This window comes from Acidovorax sp. WCS2018Noco2-16, assembly GCF_031843945.1.
Lineage (GTDB): Bacteria > Pseudomonadota > Gammaproteobacteria > Burkholderiales > Burkholderiaceae_C > Paracidovorax.
In genome coordinates this window covers 12,581-28,508 of record NZ_JAVTJJ010000013.1, presented here as the reverse complement: position 1 = coordinate 28,508, position 15,928 = coordinate 12,581, and the positions used below count along the sequence as shown (strand labels likewise).

Genomic DNA, 15,928 nt, shown 5'->3' with positions numbered 1-15,928 from the left:
CACCAAGTGATGCATGGAGGCGTTCGGCTACGATAAAACCGTTATCCAAGCTAATCATTTGTTAAATGATCTATGGATGTATTCCCGAACCAACCGTGTCCAACGCCATGCCCCCTGATTCACCCGCATCCTCCCAAGTCAGCGTGAAGATTCACGACACCGTTGCGTGCGTGACCCTGAATCGCCCGCACAAACGCAACGCCCTCAGCCTGTCGGTGATCGCTGAACTGCGCCATGCGATCGAAACCCTGCCCGCGTCCGTGGGCGCCGTGGTGCTCGATGGAGAGGGCGACCACTTCTGTGCAGGGCTGGATCTCAGCGAGCTGTCAGAGACCTCGCCGGCCGAAGGCCTCATGCATTCACGTGTCTGGTATGAGGCGTTCGAGCGCATCCAGTTCGGGCGCTGCCCGGTGGTATGTGTCATGCACGGCGCGGTCATCGGGGGCGGGCTGGAGCTGGCCTCGGTCGCACATGTGCGTGTTGCGGAGCAGGGTGCGTACTTCGGCTTGCCTGAAGGCCAGCGCGGAATTTTTCTGGGCGGCGGCGGCTCGGTGCGCGTTTCCAAGCTGATCGGCGCCTCGCGCGTGGCCGAGATGATGCTCACCGGTCATGTGTACACCGCAGACGAGGGCCTGCAGATCGGCCTGGCCCACCACGTTGTGCCGGCGGGAGAGGGGCGCCGCAAGGGCATGGAGCTGGCCAAGCGCATTGCCAGCAATGCACCGCTGTCCAATTTCGCCATCATCCAGGCGCTGCCGCTCATCGCCGAGCAGCCCATGTCCCACGGCTTGCTCACCGAAGGCCTCATGGCGACAGTAACGCAATCGGATGCTGAAGCCAAGGCCCGTATGCGGGCCTTTCTAGAAAAGCGCGCGGGCAAGGTTGTGCCCGCTTCGCAAACGACCCCCGGAGGCCAGTGATGGACGTGCAACTCATGACGAGCGACTTGCGGCCTTTGTTGGCTCCGCGTTCGGTGGCCATTGTCGGCCTGTCTACCAAGCCTGGCTCCGCTGGCCTGGTGGTGCTGCGCAACGTGCTCGATGCGGGCTATGACGGCGACATGCATCTGGTCGGACGCAGTGGCGGTCAGGTCGGCGGGCGTACGCTGTTGACCAATGTGGCCGAGCTGCCGACGGGCATCGACCTGGCCATCCTGCTGGTCCCCTCGGATGCGGTTTTGGACACCGTGAAGGCCTGCATCGCACGCGGCGTGCGCGCTGCGGTGTGCTTTGCTTCCGGCTTCGCCGAGATGGGTGACGAGGGGCGTGCGCGGCAGCAAGAGATCGCCGAGGTGGCCCGCGCGGGTGGCATGCGGCTGCTGGGGCCCAACACCATTGGCTTCTTCAACAACGTCGATTCATTTCACGTCGCCATGGTCGAGCTGGTGCTGCCGCCCCGCCTTCGCCCGGAAGATGGCCCCGCGATCGCCGTGGTGGCGCAAAGCGGCGGCATCGGTATTCATGTCTCCGCCTCGTTGCAGGCGCGCGGTGTGCCGGTGTCTTACGTGTTGGCCACGGGCAACGAGGCCCAGCTGGGTCTGGCGGAGATCCTCCAGTTTTTCGTGAACGACCCGGCCACGGCGACGGCGGTGATCTACGCCGAGCAAATTCGCGCTGTGCCCGATGTATTGGAGGCGCTTGCGGACATGCAGTCCGCCGGCAAGCGTGTCGTTATGCTGCACCCCGGCCGCAGCGAATTGGCGCAGGCCGCGTCCAGTTCGCACACTGGCGCGCTGGCTGGCAACCACGCCGCCATGCGTCTGGCGCTCGAACGCGCAGGCGTGCTGGTGGTGGACAGCCTGGAAGAACTCATCGACCTGGGCCAGCTGCTGTTGCGCTTTCCGCAAGCGCCTGTCGGCGGGCTGGGGCTCATCACGGCGTCAGGCGCCCTGTGCGGCATCGCGCTGGACTACCTGGAACCCCTTGAATTGGAGATGCCTCCCATGTCCAGCGCGCAAGTCGAAGCCCTGCGCGAACATCTGCCGGTGTACACGCCACCGCGCAACCCGCTCGACCTGGGCACGCTGGTCGGCCCTCGGCCTGATCTGATCGCCCGCGGTGTCATGGCACACCAGGACGACGACGCCATCGGCAGCCTGTTGGTGTCTCTGCCGATGCCATCGCCCGCGATCGCCCCAGTGTGGCTCGAATCGCATCTGGAGGGCATGCAGGGCCGCAGCAAGCCCGCCATCTTTGTGATGCAGAACGAAGACGTGCCTCTGCCCTCAGCGATGATGGAGCGTGCCGCGCGCAGCGGCACCGTGCTGATGCGATCACCCGAGCGTGCGCTGCGCGCATTGGCCCGCTTTGCTCGCCACGGCCGCCTGCGTGCGGACTGGAGTACGAAGGCGGCGTCGGATGCGGCCCAGCAAGCTGCCATCGCAGGCCTTGCGCAACTGCCGTCCGGTACGTTGCCTGAATGGCGGGGCAAGCAACTGCTGCGCACGGTAGGCCTGGCGACTCCCGCTGGAGGTCTGGCGACCTCGCTGGATCAGGCGCTCACGGTGGCAGGGCGCATTGGCTACCCCGTCGTGCTGAAGGCCCAGGCGGCCAAGCTGGCCCACAAGACCGAAGCGGGCGGCGTGCTGCTAGGCATCAAGGACGAGGCACAGCTGCGCCAGGGTTGGCAGCAGTTGCATGACAACATTCGCCGCCATGACGCGAGCCTGACGCTTGATGGCGTGCTGGTCGAAGCCATGGGCGAGCGCGGGGTGGAACTGGTGATCGGCGCCGTGCGTGATCCGCAATGGGGCCCGCTGCTGATGGTAGGCCTGGGCGGCATCTGGGTCGAGGCGCTGGGCGATGTGCAGCTGATGTCGGCCGACCTGCCGCTGCCGGCCATCGTGGCGCGACTGCGTGCGCTCAAGGGCGCGCGCCTGCTGCAGGGCTTCCGTGGTGCGCCCCCGGTGGACCTGGACGCCGTGGCGCAGGCTGTGGCGACAGTGGGTGCGCTGATGATGGCGCGCCCTGACATCACCGAGATCGATATCAACCCTCTGATGGCATATGGGGCCGGACAGGGCGTGATGGCGCTGGACGCGTTGGTGGTCGTGCAATGACGGACTTTCTCGATGGCATTGTCGCGATCGACATGCACACGCATGCAACGCGTTCGCTACGCAACCCGCCCGATGAGGTGTCCATCGCCATTGATGCCGCCATGGATGCTTATTTCAAGCAACCCATGCCGCGGCCGACGGTCGATGAGACGGCAGCGTATTACCGTGAACGCGGCATGCTCGCGGTGATCTTTCCGGTCGATACCGAACGCGAGACCGGGCAGGTGCGCATTACCAACGAAGAAGTGGCCGAAGACGCAGCGCGGCACCCAGATGCGTTGATCGCCTTTGCCAGTGTGGACCCGATGCGCGGCAAGATGGGCGCGCGCGAGGTGCGCCGGCTGGTGGCCGACTACGGAGTGCGCGGATTCAAGTTTCACCCATCGGCACAGGGCTTCTACCCCAACGACCGTGCAGCCTACACGGTGTACGAAGCCATCGCCGATGCGGGCCTTCCCGCCATCTTCCACAGCGGCCAGACCGGTGTGGGTGCGGGCTTGCCCGGTGGCGGTGGCATACGGCTGAAGTATTCCGATCCCATGTTCCTGGACGATGTCGCAGTGGACTTTCCGGCGATGCCCATCGTCATCGCCCACCCCTCTTTTCCATGGCAAGACAACGCGCTGGCCGTGGCCACGCACAAGCCCAACGTCTACATCGACCTGTCGGGCTGGTCGCCGCGCTACTTTCCGCCGCAGCTGGTGCATTACGCGAACACGCTGCTCAAGCACAAGGTGCTGTTCGGCTCGGACTACCCGGTGATCACGCCCGACCGCTGGCTAAAGGACTTCGACGCGCTCGACATCCGGCCGGAAGTGCGCCCGCTCATCTTGAAAAAAAACGCGATCCGTCTGCTCGGACTCGACCGCGATCCGCTGAGCGGCCGCTACATGCGCCTGAAGCCGCCAGCAGTGGCAGGCTGCTGCTGAAGCAAGAAGACGGCGATATGAAACAAGCTGAAGTGATTCCGCTGTTGCTGCTGCCCGGGCTGCTGTGCGATGACGACGTGTGGCTGGAGCAGCGCACCGCGTTGCAAGACGCCTGCGACATCACCATCGGTTGGTACGGCACGCTCAATCGCATTGAGCTGATGGCCAGCCACATGCTGGAAGTGATGAAGGCGCCCCGCTTTGCGCTGGCCGGCCATTCCATGGGGGGTCGCATCGCGCTGGAAATCCTGAGGCAGGCGCCCGAGCGTGTCACCGGCCTTGCGCTGCTCGACACGGGTACTGGCGCGCGTGCTGTTGGTGCGGCAGGCGACACGGAACGGCAGGGCCGCCACGAACTGCTGGCGCTTGCCCGCAGCGATGGCATGCAGGCCATGGCCCGCCGCTGGGCGCCGCCCATGGTGCATCCGGAAGTGGTGGGCACGCCGCTGTTCGACCGTATCGTGGCGATGGTCGACCGCAGCAACACCCAGCGCTTCGCCGCCCAGATCGAGGCGCTGCTGGAGCGACCGGACGCAGAGCCCGTGTTGCGCAGCGTGCAGTGCCCTTTGTTGCTGCTGTGCGGCAACGAAGACCGGTGGAGCCCGCCTGATCGCCACCAGGCCATGCACGCATTGGCGCCCCGGTCCACGCTGCGTCTCATCGATCATTGCGGGCACATGAGCCCGATGGAGCAGCCGCACGTCGTCTCTGCCGCCTTGAAGGACTGGCTGCAGGAGTGCAGAAATGCCTGATAAAGCAGCCTCTCTGGCCAACGCAGCCGACCCCGCGGCCCGGCTGCGCTTGTTGGAAGCAGAGCGGAACTGTCGTGACCTGGTGTTGCGCTCGGCCGCGTTGGTGGATGCGGGCGATGCCTTTGGCGTGGCAGCGCTGTTTGCCGAAGACGCTGAACTGATGCGCCCCAGCGGCTTGGTGATTCGCGGCCGCCCGGCCATCGAGCGCTCGTACCGTGAACGCTCTGCGGGGCACATGACGGCGCACCTGGTTTTCGGTACCTTGTTCGGTGACATGAGCGATGACGTGGCGCATGCGGTCAGCCGCGTCCTGGTATGGACTGCGAATGATGACAGTGAAGCCGGGCCGCAGGGTCGCCCGGCGCAGCCTCGTCAGCGACTGGGGCATTTCGTCGATACGTTCACTCTCACGTCGCAAGGTTGGCGCATCAGCCACCGGCGCGCAGGGTTCGAGCTGTTTCGAGACTGAGTCTGCGGACTGGCAACGGCTCGGTAAGGCCACGGCTCAATCTCTAAGCGCAACGATCCAGCTCTCGCGCGCCAGCGCACACAGGTTCCGGCGTTTTCCTCACATTCCATATTCGGCGCGTTACCCCGCGCGGCCATCAACGCAGGCCTACTATGATTGTTACCTTGGATAAGGAGTCTGCATGCACCGAAACATAGGGCCGGAGCAGGCCGCACCAGCCAAGCGCGCCAAGCCCAAAGCGCGCAAAGCAACAGCCTCTCATGATTTTCAGAGCGATGCGCTCGGGTATAAGCTGCGTCTGGCCCAGGTGCGCGCCTTCGATATGTTCTTCGACATGTTGGCTCCGCTCGATATGTCGCCTGCGCGCGTGACTGCGCTGTCGCTCATTGCGATGAATTCCGGAATCAACCAGGCCGCGCTGGCCAAGGAACTCGGCGTTGCCGGCCCGAGCGTGCTCAAGCTGGTCGATGCGCTGGAAGGCGCCAACTGGATCCGGCGCGTGGAGGTCGAAGGCGACCGCCGGCGTTACTCGCTTGAAATCACCGAGCACGGGCAGGAGCGGCTGGGCGCTTTGAGCGAGCGGCTCGCGGAATATGAAGTGCGCCTGTCGTCGGGCCTGACGGCCGCAGAGCGCGAAACCTTGATGGGGCTGCTGGAGCGCTTGGCGCGCTGAGCGGCCAGGGCCAGTTGCCGAGGCAGTGCTATGCACTTTCCTTGCGGCACGCCCCGTTGCTCATGCCTACATGTGGGTTAAAGCTCCACCACCAGGCGCCCACCCAAAGCCCGTGAACAGCATGGCAGGAACTGGTCGTTGGCCGCCTGCTCCTCGGGTGTGAGGTACTGGTCGCGGTGGTCTGGCGTGCCGCGGACCACACGCGTCAGGCAGGTGCCGCAAACGCCTTCTTCGCACGACGTGTAGAGCGGCAGGCCCGCGTCCTGCATGGCCTTGGCGGCGCTGCAGCCTGCGGGCACGTTGACGATCTGGCCTGTGCCTGCAATCTCGATTTCGAAAGCGCTGTCGTGTTCGTTCGCCGGCACTGGGCCCGCAGCGCCGAACAGTTCACGGTGCAGCCGGTCTGCGCTCCAGCCCTGCTTGCGCCCAGCCTCGAACGCCGCATCCATGAACCCCGCCGGCCCACACACATACAGTTCTGTACCTTCCGGCTGCGTACTTAGCAACGCCGCCAGGTCGAGCGGACCGTGTTCGTCCTTCACGTGCAGGTGTGCCCGGCCAGCCAGCAGGTCTGTGGCCAGCACGTCCGTGAAAGCCATGCGCGCCCGCGTACGTCCGGCGTAGTGCAAGTGGAATGGGCGGCCCTCACGCGCCAACTGGCGCGCCATGCTGAGCACCGGCGTGATGCCGATGCCGCCGGCCAGCAGCAGCTTGGGCGCCGGTGTGGCCTGCAGTGCGAAATGGTTGCGGGGCAGGCTGGTGGCGAGCAGCTGGCCTACCTGCAGCTGTTCGTGCACGGCGGTCGATCCACCCCGTGAGGTGGTTTCGCGCAAGACGCCCAGCACATAACGGTTGCGCTCCGCAGGGTCGTTGCTGAGCGAATAAGGGCGCACCAGTCCACCGGGCAGGTGCAGATCCAGGTGCGAGCCGGCGGCGAAGGCCGGCAGTTCCTCACCTGGCAGTGGCTCCAGCGTCAACTCCACGATGTCTTGCGCCACCGCCCGCTTGGCCGCCACGCGCAATTGCAAGAGGGGCGGGGTGCTCATGCGCTCGCCTCGGCTTCGAGCAGCCGGTCGATGATCTTGCGTGACTGCACGCCGCCGCTATCGATGTTCAGCATGAGCAGCTTGCGCTCGGGGTAGGCGAGCAGATTGGCCTGCTGGCGCTCCAGCATCTCCTGGTCCTCTGCAAAGATTTTGCCTTGGCCCTCGCGGATCTGCGCCGTCAGGTCGTCGTCCTGTGGCTTGAATCGCCGCGCCATGCCCCAGAAGTAATGAATCGACGTGTCGGTCTCTGGCGTGATGAAGTCCACCACCCAGCTGGCGGCCTTGAATTCATCGGGTGCCGAGTGGCCGCCCTTGCCCTGCAGCGCCACACCCACTTCGATCATCACGTGGCTTGGCGGCGTGAAGTGGCAGATCTGCCAGCGGTCTACCGGTTGGTCGTCGGGCAGGCCGTTCATGCGCAATGCCATCTTCCAGAAGGGGGGCGCCTCGATGCCTTCCATGTGGCGCTGCGTGATCACGTGATCGCCTTCCGCGCGGGTCTCGCAGGGCACCTCGTCGATCTCCTTTTGGCCGATGCTGGTGGAGTGAACGTAAGTCTCGTGCGTCAGATCCATCAGGTTGTCGATCATGAGCCGGTACCCGCAGGCGATGTGATAGAGACCACCGCCATAGCCGAATTCGGGGTTGCCCAGCCATTCGAACTGCGGAACGCTGGCCACGTCGGCCAAGGCAGCATTGCCGGGCCACACCCAGACAAAGCCATGCGCTTCGTGGATGGGAAAGGTTCGCACCGCCGGAAAGCCCCGCACGCGCTGGCATGGCATGGACACGGTCTTGCCGTCGCAGCCCATCGCCAGGCCGTGGTAGCCGCAGACCAGCGTGTCACCCTCGACGCTGCCGAGCGAAAGTGGGGCGCCCCGGTGCGGGCAGAAGTCTTCCACGGCGGCAATGGTGCCCTGGCTGTTGCGAAAGAAAGCCATGGGCAGATTGCAGATGCGGCGCCCCAGTGGGCGGTCGTTGGGAATCTCTTCGCTGCGGGCAGCGACATACCAGGTATTGGTGGGAAACATGGCATCTCCTCGGGGTCAGTTCAACGTGTGGGCTTTTTTTCATCAACGCGGCGCCATGCGCAGCGCACCATCCAGGCGAATGACTTCGCCATTGAGGTGCCCGTTGCTGGCGATGTGCAACGCCAGCGCTGCGAACTCTTCCGGATGCCCCAGGCGTTTGGGGAAGGGGATGGAATCGGCCAGCGACTGCTGCACGGCTTCGGGCAATTCCTTGAGTAGCGGCGTGGCGAAGATGCCCGGTGCAATGGTGCACACGCGTATGCCCCACTGCGCCAGATCGCGTGCCAGCGGCAGCGTCATGCCCGCAACCCCGGCCTTCGACGCGGCATAGGCCTCCTGGCCGACCTGGCCATCGAACGCGGCGACCGAAGCCGTGTTCACGATGACGCCTCGCGCGCCGTCGGCCAAGGGCTCCAGCCGCGCCGCGCGTGCGGCCATCAGGCGCACCATGTTGTACGTGCCGACCAGGTTGATGCGCAGCGTGCGCTCGAAGTCGGCCAGTGGGGCGGGTGAACCGTCGCGCTGGATCACGCGCTTGGCACCGCCCACGCCGGCGATGTTCATCAGGATGCGTGCGTCGCCATGCGCGGCGGCGGCGGCGTCCAGCGCGGCAACGGCCGAGCCTTCGTCGCTGATGTCGCACTGCAGCGCCAACGCCTGCCCGCCTTGCGCGCGGATGTCGGCCGCCACGCGCTCGGCGCCGGCCAGATTGATGTCGAGCAGCGCTACCAGGGCACCGGCGTCTGCCAGCGCGCGGGCCACCGCTTCACCCAGGCCCGAGCCCGAGCCGGTGACCAGGGCGGCTTGATTGGCGAATGTCTTCATGGCTGTCATCTCCTTGTGCTTTTGCTTTGTGTGTTGGGGTCAGGTCGTCTTGACGACCTTGGCTGCACGCCCCTGCAGAAAGTCTGCCAGGCGCTGCTTGGCGGCATCGTCGCCCTGGGCGATGGCCGACATGAGCGACTCGACGAACAGCCCGTCGGACTGCGCCATATCGGCGATGCGCGGCAGCGCCTGCACGATCGCGTAGTTGGACAGCGGCGCATTGGTGGCGATACGCTCGGCCAGCGCCACGGCCTTGGCGAGTGCTTCGCCTTCAGGCACCACGTACTGCACCAAGCCCCGCTCGCGGCCTTCGTCGGCATCCAGCACGCGGCCCGTAAGCATCATGTCGCTCATGCAGGCCACGCCCACCAGACGCGGAATGCGGGCTGAGCCGCCGCCGCCCACGAAGATGCCGCGCTGGCCTTCGGGCAGGCCGAAGTAGGCGCTGCTGTCGGCCACGCGCACATGGGCCGCCGCTGCCAGCTCCAGCCCGCCACCCACCACGGCGCCGTGCAAGGCCGCGACGACGGGCATGCGCAAGTACTGCAGCGCATCCATCACCGCGTGCCAACCGCGCGAATGCTGAATGCCTTCGGCCACGCTGCGCTCGCTGAGGTCGGACAGATCCAGGCCTGCGCAAAAGTGCTGGCCTTCACCGCTGATGACCAGTGCTTGCGCGGTGGTGGGCAGCTGGATCAGTGCGGTATGCAGCTGCTGCATCAGTGCCTCGTTGATGGCGTTGCGCTTGGCCGGGCGGTTCAGGCGGATGTGGGCGACGGCGCCGCTGAAGCTGACCTGCAGCTCGTTCAGTTGAGAAAGCAGGCCGTCGGCCGGGGTGAAGGTGGGGAGCGTCATGGTGGCAGGAGAAATAGGTGTTCGGGGAAAAGCTTCAGCGCGCGGTAGGTGCAGCACGGACGGAAAGTGCAGCGCCCAGGCCGCCCCACCGCGCGCTGAAAAGGCCTGCGTCCATCAGCCGCAGGTCACGAATCAAAGGCTTGAAGCCCATGTGGGCGAGCACGTCGCGCTCCAGGTCGATGCCTGGCGCGATCTCGGTCAGCTCCAGCCCCTCGGGGCGCAGGCGCAGCACCGCGCGCTCTGTGATGAAGCTCACCTCCTGCTGGCGGCGTGCGGCGTCGCGCCCGCTGAAGGTGAGCTGCTCGACCTGCTCGATGAACTTGCGCGAGCGGCCCTCCTTCAAGATGGTCAGACGGCCATCGGCGACCTGCAGTTCCAGCCCGCCGGCGGTGAAGGTGCCGCAGAACACCAGGCGCGGCGTTGCGCAGGTGATGTTGATGAAGCCGCCGCAGCCCACCGGGCGACCATTGAATTTGCTGACGTTCACATTTCCCGCCGCGTCGGTCTGGGCCAGGCCCAGGAAACTGCAGGCCAAGCCACCGCCGTCATAGAAATCGAACTGCGACGACTGCTCAATGATCGATTCGGCGTTGTAGGCCATGCCGAAGTCGCCGCCGTAGGCCGGCACGCCCCCGTTGGCGCCGCATTCCACGGAAAGGCTCAGCAGGTGCGCCACGCCTTCCTCGGCCGCCACGGCCGGAATGCCCGCCGGAATGCCCACGCCCAGGTTGGTGAGCGCGCCCGGCTGCAGTTCCAGGGCCGCGCGGCGCGCGATGACCTTGCGCTCGTCCAGCGGCAACGACGGCACGGAATGCATCGGCATGCGCACATCGCCCGACAGCGCCGGGTTGAACTGCGTGCTGATCGTCTGCGGGTGGTTGCGCGGCTCGGACACCACCACGTAGTCCACCATGAAGCCCGGCACCTTCACCGACTTGGGGTGCAGGCTGCCGGCCTGCACCACCGCCTCGACCTGGGCGATGACGATGCCGCCACAGGCGCGCGCTGCCTGGGCAATCGACAGCTGCTCCAGCAGCAGACCTTCCTTGTCCAGGCTCAGGTTGCCGTTCTCGTCGGCATAGGTGGCGCGGATCAGCGCCACGTCGATGCGCGGTGTGGGGTAGAAAAGGCATTCCTTGCCGTCGAACTCCACCACCCGCACCAGGTCTTCGCTGCACGCGCTGTTGAGCTTGCCGCCCTCGATGCGCGGATCGACGAAGGTGCCGATGCCCACCTGCGTGAGCAGGCCCGGCGTGCGTGCCGCGATGTGCCGCGTCAGGTGCGAGAGCGAGCCCTGCGGAAAGTTGTACGCCTCCACCTCGCCTGCCAGCACCAGGCCCATCATGCGCGGGCCGGTCTGGCCGAAATGGCCTGCCACCACACGCCTGACCATGCCGGGGTGCGCCAGGTGAGCCATGCCGCCTTCGCCGGAGTTGCCGATGGCGCCGCAGGCCCAGGTGGTGATCTGCCGTGGGTGGCCGGTGGCCAGAAAGTGCCGCTCCAGCCCCTGCAGCACTTCTTCGGCCAGGCCTGTCATGGCGATACCGCCGAGAAACACCGTGGCGCCGTCGCTGATCAGCGGGCCCACGTCATCCGACTTGATGATTTTCATGCTGTGCTCGTTCTTTCTCAGGCTTCCGTGTTTTCCAGCAGCAGCGCCATGCCCTGGCCACCGCCCACGCAGGCAGACACGACAGCCCAACGCGCACCGCGCCGACGCAGCTCATGCGCTGCCGTCAAGGTCAGACGCAGGCCGGTGGCGGCCAGCGGATGGCCCAGTGCGATGGAGCCGCCGTTGACGTTGAGCCGGTCCATGTCCAGCCCCAGTTCACGTGCGCAGGCCAGCACCTGCGCGCCCTGGGCCTCGTTGATCTCGATCAGCGCGATGTCGGCGAGCTGCAGTCCGCAGCGATCCAGCAGCGCACGGATGGCGGGCACCGGGCCGATGCCCATGATCTCGGGCGGCACGCCGGCCGCCGCGGCGCCGGCCAGCCGCACCAGCGGCTGCAGGCCTTCGGCGCGAATGCGCTTGCCGCTGGCCACCACGGCAGCGGCCGCGCCGTCGACCAGCGCGGCGGAGTTGCCGGCGGTCTGCACGCCGCCGTCGTACACGGTGCGCAGCGCGGCCAGCACCTCGATGGGCGATGCGCGCACATGGGTGTCGCGGTCTTGCTGGCCGGCCTTGCGGGGCAGGCGAATGCCGCGCGACTCGTAGCCAGCCAGCTCGAAGCGCTGGTCGCGCACCGGCTCGATCTCCACGTCGAAGCGGCCGCCGGCCTGCGCGGCTACGGCCCGCTCGAACGACAGTGCGGCGTATGCGTCGACTTCGGCACGCGTGATGCCGTACTTGACGGCCAGGTTCTCGGCCGTCTGGATCATCGACACGCGGGCGGCGGGGTCGTCCAGCGCCTCCCACAGAAAGTCCTTGAACTCGACCGGCGCACCCAGGCGAAAGCCGCTGCGATGGGTGTACGCGCAGATGGGGTTGCGGCTCATCGATTCGGCGCCAACGGCCAGCACCGTATCGGCATAGCCCAGCGCGATCTGGTCGGCTGCCTGGCGCAGCACCTCGAAGCCGCTGCCGCAAATGCGCTGCACGCCGATGGCCGGTGCCTGCAGCGGCACACCGGCATACAGGCCCACGTGGCGGGGCAGCATGTAGGCGTCGAAGTCTGCTTGCGCCATGGAGGTCGCCACGGTGGAGTCGACGCTGTCCGGTGCAATGCCACTGCGTGCGATGGCGGCACGCGCCGCATGAATGCCCAGGTCGGTGGGCGACACCAGCGCGAGTGGGCCGCAGTAGTCCACCCAGGGAGTGCGGGCTGCGCCAAGCAGCCAGGTGTCGTCGATGCGGCGCGAGAAAAGCGTAGAGGTCATGGCGAGGGCCTGATCGCCAGCCGCCCAATGAGCGGTTGGCGAATTGATTTTTCGGATATCAGTTAGTCTAGCTAACGATTTGAAAAATACAAAGCCTCAGGCCGTCGATGCTTGCAGGGGTTTACCCGGTCATGCGCTTGCCCGGGTTGTGGGGGATGTGTGTGCGTGGCTGCGTAACAGCCGCTGGCAGCGAGGCACAGCCGGTGCGCCTGCCCGGCCCCTGTGCCTGGGGCCGGTTTTAGAGGGAAATCGGGCTCTAGCGCTTATCTATCAAGCGCTGGTAGCTATTAAAATAATAGCAATTACATACCCAGCGACCGCAGCAGCGCATCGGTGTCGCTGTCGCCGTTGCTGCTGGCCTGCGAAGCCGAGCCCGATGCGGCGGGGGACGCCGACGCCTGGCCCTGGGCTGCGATCAATGCGTCGGGGTCGGGTGTGTCTTGCGGTTCAAAGTCCACCACCTTCACGAATTCGGTGCGGTCGATGGCCAGTTCCAGGTAGAAGATGTGGTTGCTGGCTGTGTAGAACGTCACGCGGCGCGCCTCGGGTTTGTCCAGGTTGGCGTCCACGCTCAGCAGCACCTGCTGGTTCAGCACCAGCATCTTGGGCTGGTTCTGCGTGATGTGGGTCTGCAGCTCGCGGCGCACCTTGCCGGTGAAGTCGCCCACCACCTGGTTCATCAACTCGCCCATCACGTTGGAGACTTCGTCTGAGGTGTACGACGCGGCCAGGTCGGACTGCGACATGCCCATGCTGAGCAGGTAGCTCTGATAGATCTCCATCGCCGCCTCTTTCGAGAAGTTGATGATGACCAGCCCCGAAAAGCCCCCGTCGAACAGCACGAAGCAGCCGATGTCGGGCTTCAGGCAGGTCTTGGAAATGCGCTGCACCATGCCCGAGTAATGAAACGGCTTCTGCGTGGCGACGCTGAGCACGCGCGTCACGGAGTTGCACAGGCTCACGAGGATGTCTTCGGTGCCGTACACGACGGTGGTTTCTGTGGGATGCATGGCGGCGGCTTGGGGTAGGGCGAGAGCGGGGCAAAAAAGGGCGGCGCAAGCGCCGGGCGCGTCCGGCTGTGGACGGCCTGCCGCAGTGTATCGCCGGCCGGCGCTTTCGCCGGCTGCCCGGCCGGGTGAATGCGCAGGGCGTTGGAACCGCCCCACGGCCGGATCGCGGCGGTGTCTTTCAGTGCTGAGAAATGCGCCGGGCGTACGCCGCCAGCACGATGCGCTCGGACTGCACCAGGTATTCGTTGAGATGGGCCGCCGCGTCCTGCAGCTTGCCGGCCTCGAACAGCTCGACGACCCTCACGTTCATGTCCACATAGGGCGCGTGCAGGAATTCCGGGTCTTTCAGCAGGCCGAAGGCCAACCGCAACTCGGCCAGCAGATGCGAGAACATCACGTTCAGGCGCTCGCTGTCGGCCAGTTCCACCACGGCCATGTGCAGCTCCATGTTGGCCGTGCCCACGCCCTGCCAGTCGCCCGCGTCGCGGCAGCGCTGGGCGGCGTCCACCGCTTCGCGCAAGTGCTGCCTGGCCGGGTGGCGCGGGTAGGCCTGCGCCAGCGCCTGGCATTCGATCAGTCGGCGCACGCGATAGATGTCGATGATCGACGCGATGCTGGGTACCGCCACGGACACGCCCCGGTTGGGCTCGTGCTTGAGCAGCCCTTCCTTGGTCAGCAGGCGGAACACCTCGCGCAGGGTGTTGCGCGAGATATCCAGGCTCTCGGCCAGGGCGGCTTCGGACAGGCGCTGGCCGGGGGCGAATTCCCCCGCCACGATCCTGCGGCGGATCTGGTCGCCGACGCGGTCGGTCAGGTTCAGGGCAGGTTGTTCACTCATCGGGTGTTGGATCAAGCGGTAGCGCGATAGGCGCCAGGGGTTGGCGGCATGGGATCGGCTGCTGGATTGTGCAACGACATACCGGGCGCACTGCGGCAGGGCGCTGGTGCACCCTGCAAGTGCGGGTAATCCCCATCATCGATCACATTCATATTGTTCAACAATAAGTAATTAATGATTTATCAATCAGGTAGACATTGATCAAGCTGGCGCAGTACTTGCTCTCTATCTCAAGTCTTCTCAAGTCGTCTACCTCGGAAACGGAACACACCATGTGGCTCAAGGAAACCAACCCGGCAGAGCGCAAAACGCTCTTCGCCGCATTCGTCGGATACGGGGTCGATGCGTTCGACTACATGATCTACACGTTCATGATTCCGACGTTCATCCTCGTATGGGGCATGACCAAGGCCGAGGCGGGCTACATCGCCACGGGCGCGCTCATCAGCTCGGCCGTGGGCGGCTGGCTGGCGGGCATCCTGGCGGACCGGTACGGGCGGGTGCGCATCCTGCAGCTGACGGTGCTGTGGTTCAGCTTCTTTACCTTTCTGAGCGGCTTCACCCAGTCGCCCGAACAGCTCTTCGTCACCCGCATGCTGCAAGGCCTGGGCTTCGGCGGTGAGTGGGCCGTCGGCTCGATACTGGTGGCCGAAATGGTTCAGGCGCGCCACCGCGGCAAGGCCGTGGGCCTGGTGCAAAGCAGCTGGGCGGTGGGCTGGGGGGTGTCGGCCATCGCCTTCTGGGCGGTGTATGCCCTGGTGGACCAGGCCTATGCCTGGCGCGTGCTGTTCTGGCTGGGCGCGCTGCCGGCGCTCTTCATCCTCTACATCCGCCGCAACATCAGCGAGCCTGACGTGTATCGGGAAACGAAGGCCCGGCTGGCCCGCACCGGGCAGAGCAGCAACTTTCTGCTGATCTTCAAGCCCGGTGTGCTGCGCGTGACCGTGTTCGCCAGCCTGCTGGCCACCGGCATGCAGGGCGCCTACTACGCGGTGACGACCTGGCTGCCCACCTACCTGAAACTGGAGCGCAACCTGTCGGTGCTGGGCACCAGCGGCTACCTGATGGTGCTGATCGTCGGCTCGTTCTGCGGCTACCTCACCAGCGCCTGGCTGTCCGACAAGCTGGGTCGCCGTCGTTGCTTCATGCTGTTCGCCGTGTGTGCGGGCCTGCTGGTCATTGCCTACACGCGGTTGCCCATCACCGATGCGGCCATGATGCTGCTGGGCTTTCCGCTGGGCTTCTTCCTCTCGGGCATCTTCTCGGGCATGGGTGCCTATCTGTCCGAGCTGTATCCCAGCCACATCCGTGGATCGGGCCAGGGCTTTTGCTACAACTTCGGCCGTGCGGTCGGCTCCATCTTTCCAGCGATGATCGGGTACACGAGCGCCACCATTCCGCTGGGCATGTCCATCGGCTACATGGCGGCAGGCGCCTACCTGCTGGTCATCATTGCCTGCCTGGCATTGCCTGAAACGCAGGGGCGCGAGCTGTCCGCCGGCACCGACGCTGTGTGAGCGTGATCGCCAAACCGTCCTCATCCTCCCACCCCGACTGCGAGAACC

General features: G+C 65.7%; 15 protein-coding genes. 7 read left to right on the top strand and 8 right to left on the bottom strand.

The window, feature by feature from the left end:
- The first annotated feature begins 107 nt into the window (after positions 1-107).
- The 6 genes from RQI28_RS18385 to RQI28_RS18360 all read left to right on the top strand — a co-directional run bounded on the left by RQI28_RS18385 (position 108) and on the right by RQI28_RS18360 (position 5,881).
- Complete coding sequence (locus RQI28_RS18385; RefSeq protein ID WP_311224110.1) at positions 108-920, top strand: crotonase/enoyl-CoA hydratase family protein; 813 nt, start codon at positions 108-110, stop codon at positions 918-920.
- Positions 920-3,058 carry an acetate--CoA ligase family protein gene (locus RQI28_RS18380; RefSeq protein WP_311224111.1) on the top strand — a complete coding sequence of 713 codons (2,139 nt, stop codon included), beginning with the start codon at positions 920-922 and terminating at the stop codon, positions 3,056-3,058. Before RQI28_RS18385 ends, RQI28_RS18380 begins: the two co-directional genes overlap by 1 nt.
- A complete protein-coding gene (locus RQI28_RS18375; protein ID WP_311224112.1) occupies positions 3,055-3,987 on the top strand; it encodes an amidohydrolase family protein in 933 nt (310 codons plus the stop codon). The genes RQI28_RS18380 and RQI28_RS18375 overlap by 4 nt, the downstream gene beginning before the upstream one ends.
- 17 nt (positions 3,988-4,004) lie before the next feature.
- The gene (locus RQI28_RS18370) at positions 4,005-4,739 is read left to right on the top strand and encodes an alpha/beta hydrolase (RefSeq protein ID WP_311224113.1); all 735 of its coding nucleotides are present in this window, start codon (positions 4,005-4,007) and stop codon (positions 4,737-4,739) included.
- Positions 4,732-5,208, top strand: coding sequence for a nuclear transport factor 2 family protein (locus RQI28_RS18365; RefSeq protein WP_311224114.1), 477 nt, complete (start codon positions 4,732-4,734; stop codon positions 5,206-5,208). The genes RQI28_RS18370 and RQI28_RS18365 overlap by 8 nt, the downstream gene beginning before the upstream one ends.
- Positions 5,209-5,389: 181 nt before the next feature.
- Positions 5,390-5,881, top strand: coding sequence for a MarR family transcriptional regulator (locus RQI28_RS18360; protein ID WP_311224115.1), 492 nt, complete (start codon positions 5,390-5,392; stop codon positions 5,879-5,881).
- A 77-nt stretch (positions 5,882-5,958) separates the two neighbouring features.
- Here RQI28_RS18360 and RQI28_RS18355 read toward each other — a convergent pair whose 3' ends face one another.
- From RQI28_RS18355 to RQI28_RS18320, 8 genes are all read right to left on the bottom strand, one after another.
- Positions 5,959-6,927, bottom strand: a complete 969-nt coding sequence (locus tag RQI28_RS18355; protein ID WP_311224116.1) for a PDR/VanB family oxidoreductase — start codon at positions 6,925-6,927, stop codon at positions 5,959-5,961.
- Complete coding sequence (locus RQI28_RS18350) at positions 6,924-7,958, bottom strand: aromatic ring-hydroxylating dioxygenase subunit alpha (RefSeq protein WP_311224117.1); 1,035 nt, start codon at positions 7,956-7,958, stop codon at positions 6,924-6,926. Before RQI28_RS18350 ends, RQI28_RS18355 begins: the two co-directional genes overlap by 4 nt.
- A 42-nt stretch (positions 7,959-8,000) precedes the next feature.
- Positions 8,001-8,783, bottom strand: coding sequence for an SDR family NAD(P)-dependent oxidoreductase (locus RQI28_RS18345; RefSeq protein WP_311224118.1), 783 nt, complete (start codon positions 8,781-8,783; stop codon positions 8,001-8,003).
- A gap of 39 nt (positions 8,784-8,822) precedes the next feature.
- Positions 8,823-9,638, bottom strand: coding sequence for a crotonase/enoyl-CoA hydratase family protein (locus RQI28_RS18340; protein ID WP_311224119.1), 816 nt, complete (start codon positions 9,636-9,638; stop codon positions 8,823-8,825).
- Between the two features lie 34 nt (positions 9,639-9,672).
- Positions 9,673-11,250 (bottom strand): CoA-transferase, encoded by a 1,578-nt coding sequence (locus RQI28_RS18335; RefSeq protein WP_311224120.1) that lies wholly within the window; start codon positions 11,248-11,250, stop codon positions 9,673-9,675.
- A 17-nt stretch (positions 11,251-11,267) separates the two neighbouring features.
- Positions 11,268-12,515 carry a thiolase family protein gene (locus RQI28_RS18330; RefSeq protein WP_311224121.1) on the bottom strand — a complete coding sequence of 416 codons (1,248 nt, stop codon included), beginning with the start codon at positions 12,513-12,515 and terminating at the stop codon, positions 11,268-11,270.
- Between the two features lie 302 nt (positions 12,516-12,817).
- Positions 12,818-13,525, bottom strand: a complete 708-nt coding sequence (locus RQI28_RS18325; protein ID WP_311224122.1) for a DUF3334 family protein — start codon at positions 13,523-13,525, stop codon at positions 12,818-12,820.
- 178 nt (positions 13,526-13,703) lie between these two features.
- Entirely contained in the window at positions 13,704-14,363 is a 660-nt protein-coding gene (locus tag RQI28_RS18320) for a GntR family transcriptional regulator (protein WP_311224123.1), read from the bottom strand.
- A gap of 272 nt (positions 14,364-14,635) precedes the next feature.
- On the opposite strand from RQI28_RS18320, the gene RQI28_RS18315 reads away from it, so the two are divergent.
- Positions 14,636-15,880 carry an MFS transporter gene (locus tag RQI28_RS18315; protein ID WP_311224124.1) on the top strand — a complete coding sequence of 415 codons (1,245 nt, stop codon included), beginning with the start codon at positions 14,636-14,638 and terminating at the stop codon, positions 15,878-15,880.
- Positions 15,881-15,928: the final 48 nt, after the last annotated feature.

Coding starts and splice junctions, on each gene's coding strand:
- RQI28_RS18315 (WP_311224124.1), top strand. CDS start 14,636: ATGTGGCTCAAGGAAACCAACCCGGCAGAGCGCAAAACGCTCTTCGCC.
- RQI28_RS18355 (WP_311224116.1), bottom strand. CDS start 6,927: ATGAGCACCCCGCCCCTCTTGCAATTGCGCGTGGCGGCCAAGCGGGCG.
- RQI28_RS18350 (WP_311224117.1), bottom strand. CDS start 7,958: ATGTTTCCCACCAATACCTGGTATGTCGCTGCCCGCAGCGAAGAGATT.
- RQI28_RS18330 (WP_311224121.1), bottom strand. CDS start 12,515: ATGACCTCTACGCTTTTCTCGCGCCGCATCGACGACACCTGGCTGCTT.
- RQI28_RS18340 (WP_311224119.1), bottom strand. CDS start 9,638: ATGACGCTCCCCACCTTCACCCCGGCCGACGGCCTGCTTTCTCAACTG.
- RQI28_RS18385 (WP_311224110.1), top strand. CDS start 108: ATGCCCCCTGATTCACCCGCATCCTCCCAAGTCAGCGTGAAGATTCAC.
- RQI28_RS18375 (WP_311224112.1), top strand. CDS start 3,055: ATGACGGACTTTCTCGATGGCATTGTCGCGATCGACATGCACACGCAT.
- RQI28_RS18360 (WP_311224115.1), top strand. CDS start 5,390: ATGCACCGAAACATAGGGCCGGAGCAGGCCGCACCAGCCAAGCGCGCC.
- RQI28_RS18320 (WP_311224123.1), bottom strand. CDS start 14,363: ATGAGTGAACAACCTGCCCTGAACCTGACCGACCGCGTCGGCGACCAG.
- RQI28_RS18380 (WP_311224111.1), top strand. CDS start 920: ATGGACGTGCAACTCATGACGAGCGACTTGCGGCCTTTGTTGGCTCCG.
- RQI28_RS18325 (WP_311224122.1), bottom strand. CDS start 13,525: ATGCATCCCACAGAAACCACCGTCGTGTACGGCACCGAAGACATCCTC.
- RQI28_RS18370 (WP_311224113.1), top strand. CDS start 4,005: ATGAAACAAGCTGAAGTGATTCCGCTGTTGCTGCTGCCCGGGCTGCTG.
- RQI28_RS18345 (WP_311224118.1), bottom strand. CDS start 8,783: ATGAAGACATTCGCCAATCAAGCCGCCCTGGTCACCGGCTCGGGCTCG.
- RQI28_RS18365 (WP_311224114.1), top strand. CDS start 4,732: ATGCCTGATAAAGCAGCCTCTCTGGCCAACGCAGCCGACCCCGCGGCC.
- RQI28_RS18335 (WP_311224120.1), bottom strand. CDS start 11,250: ATGAAAATCATCAAGTCGGATGACGTGGGCCCGCTGATCAGCGACGGC.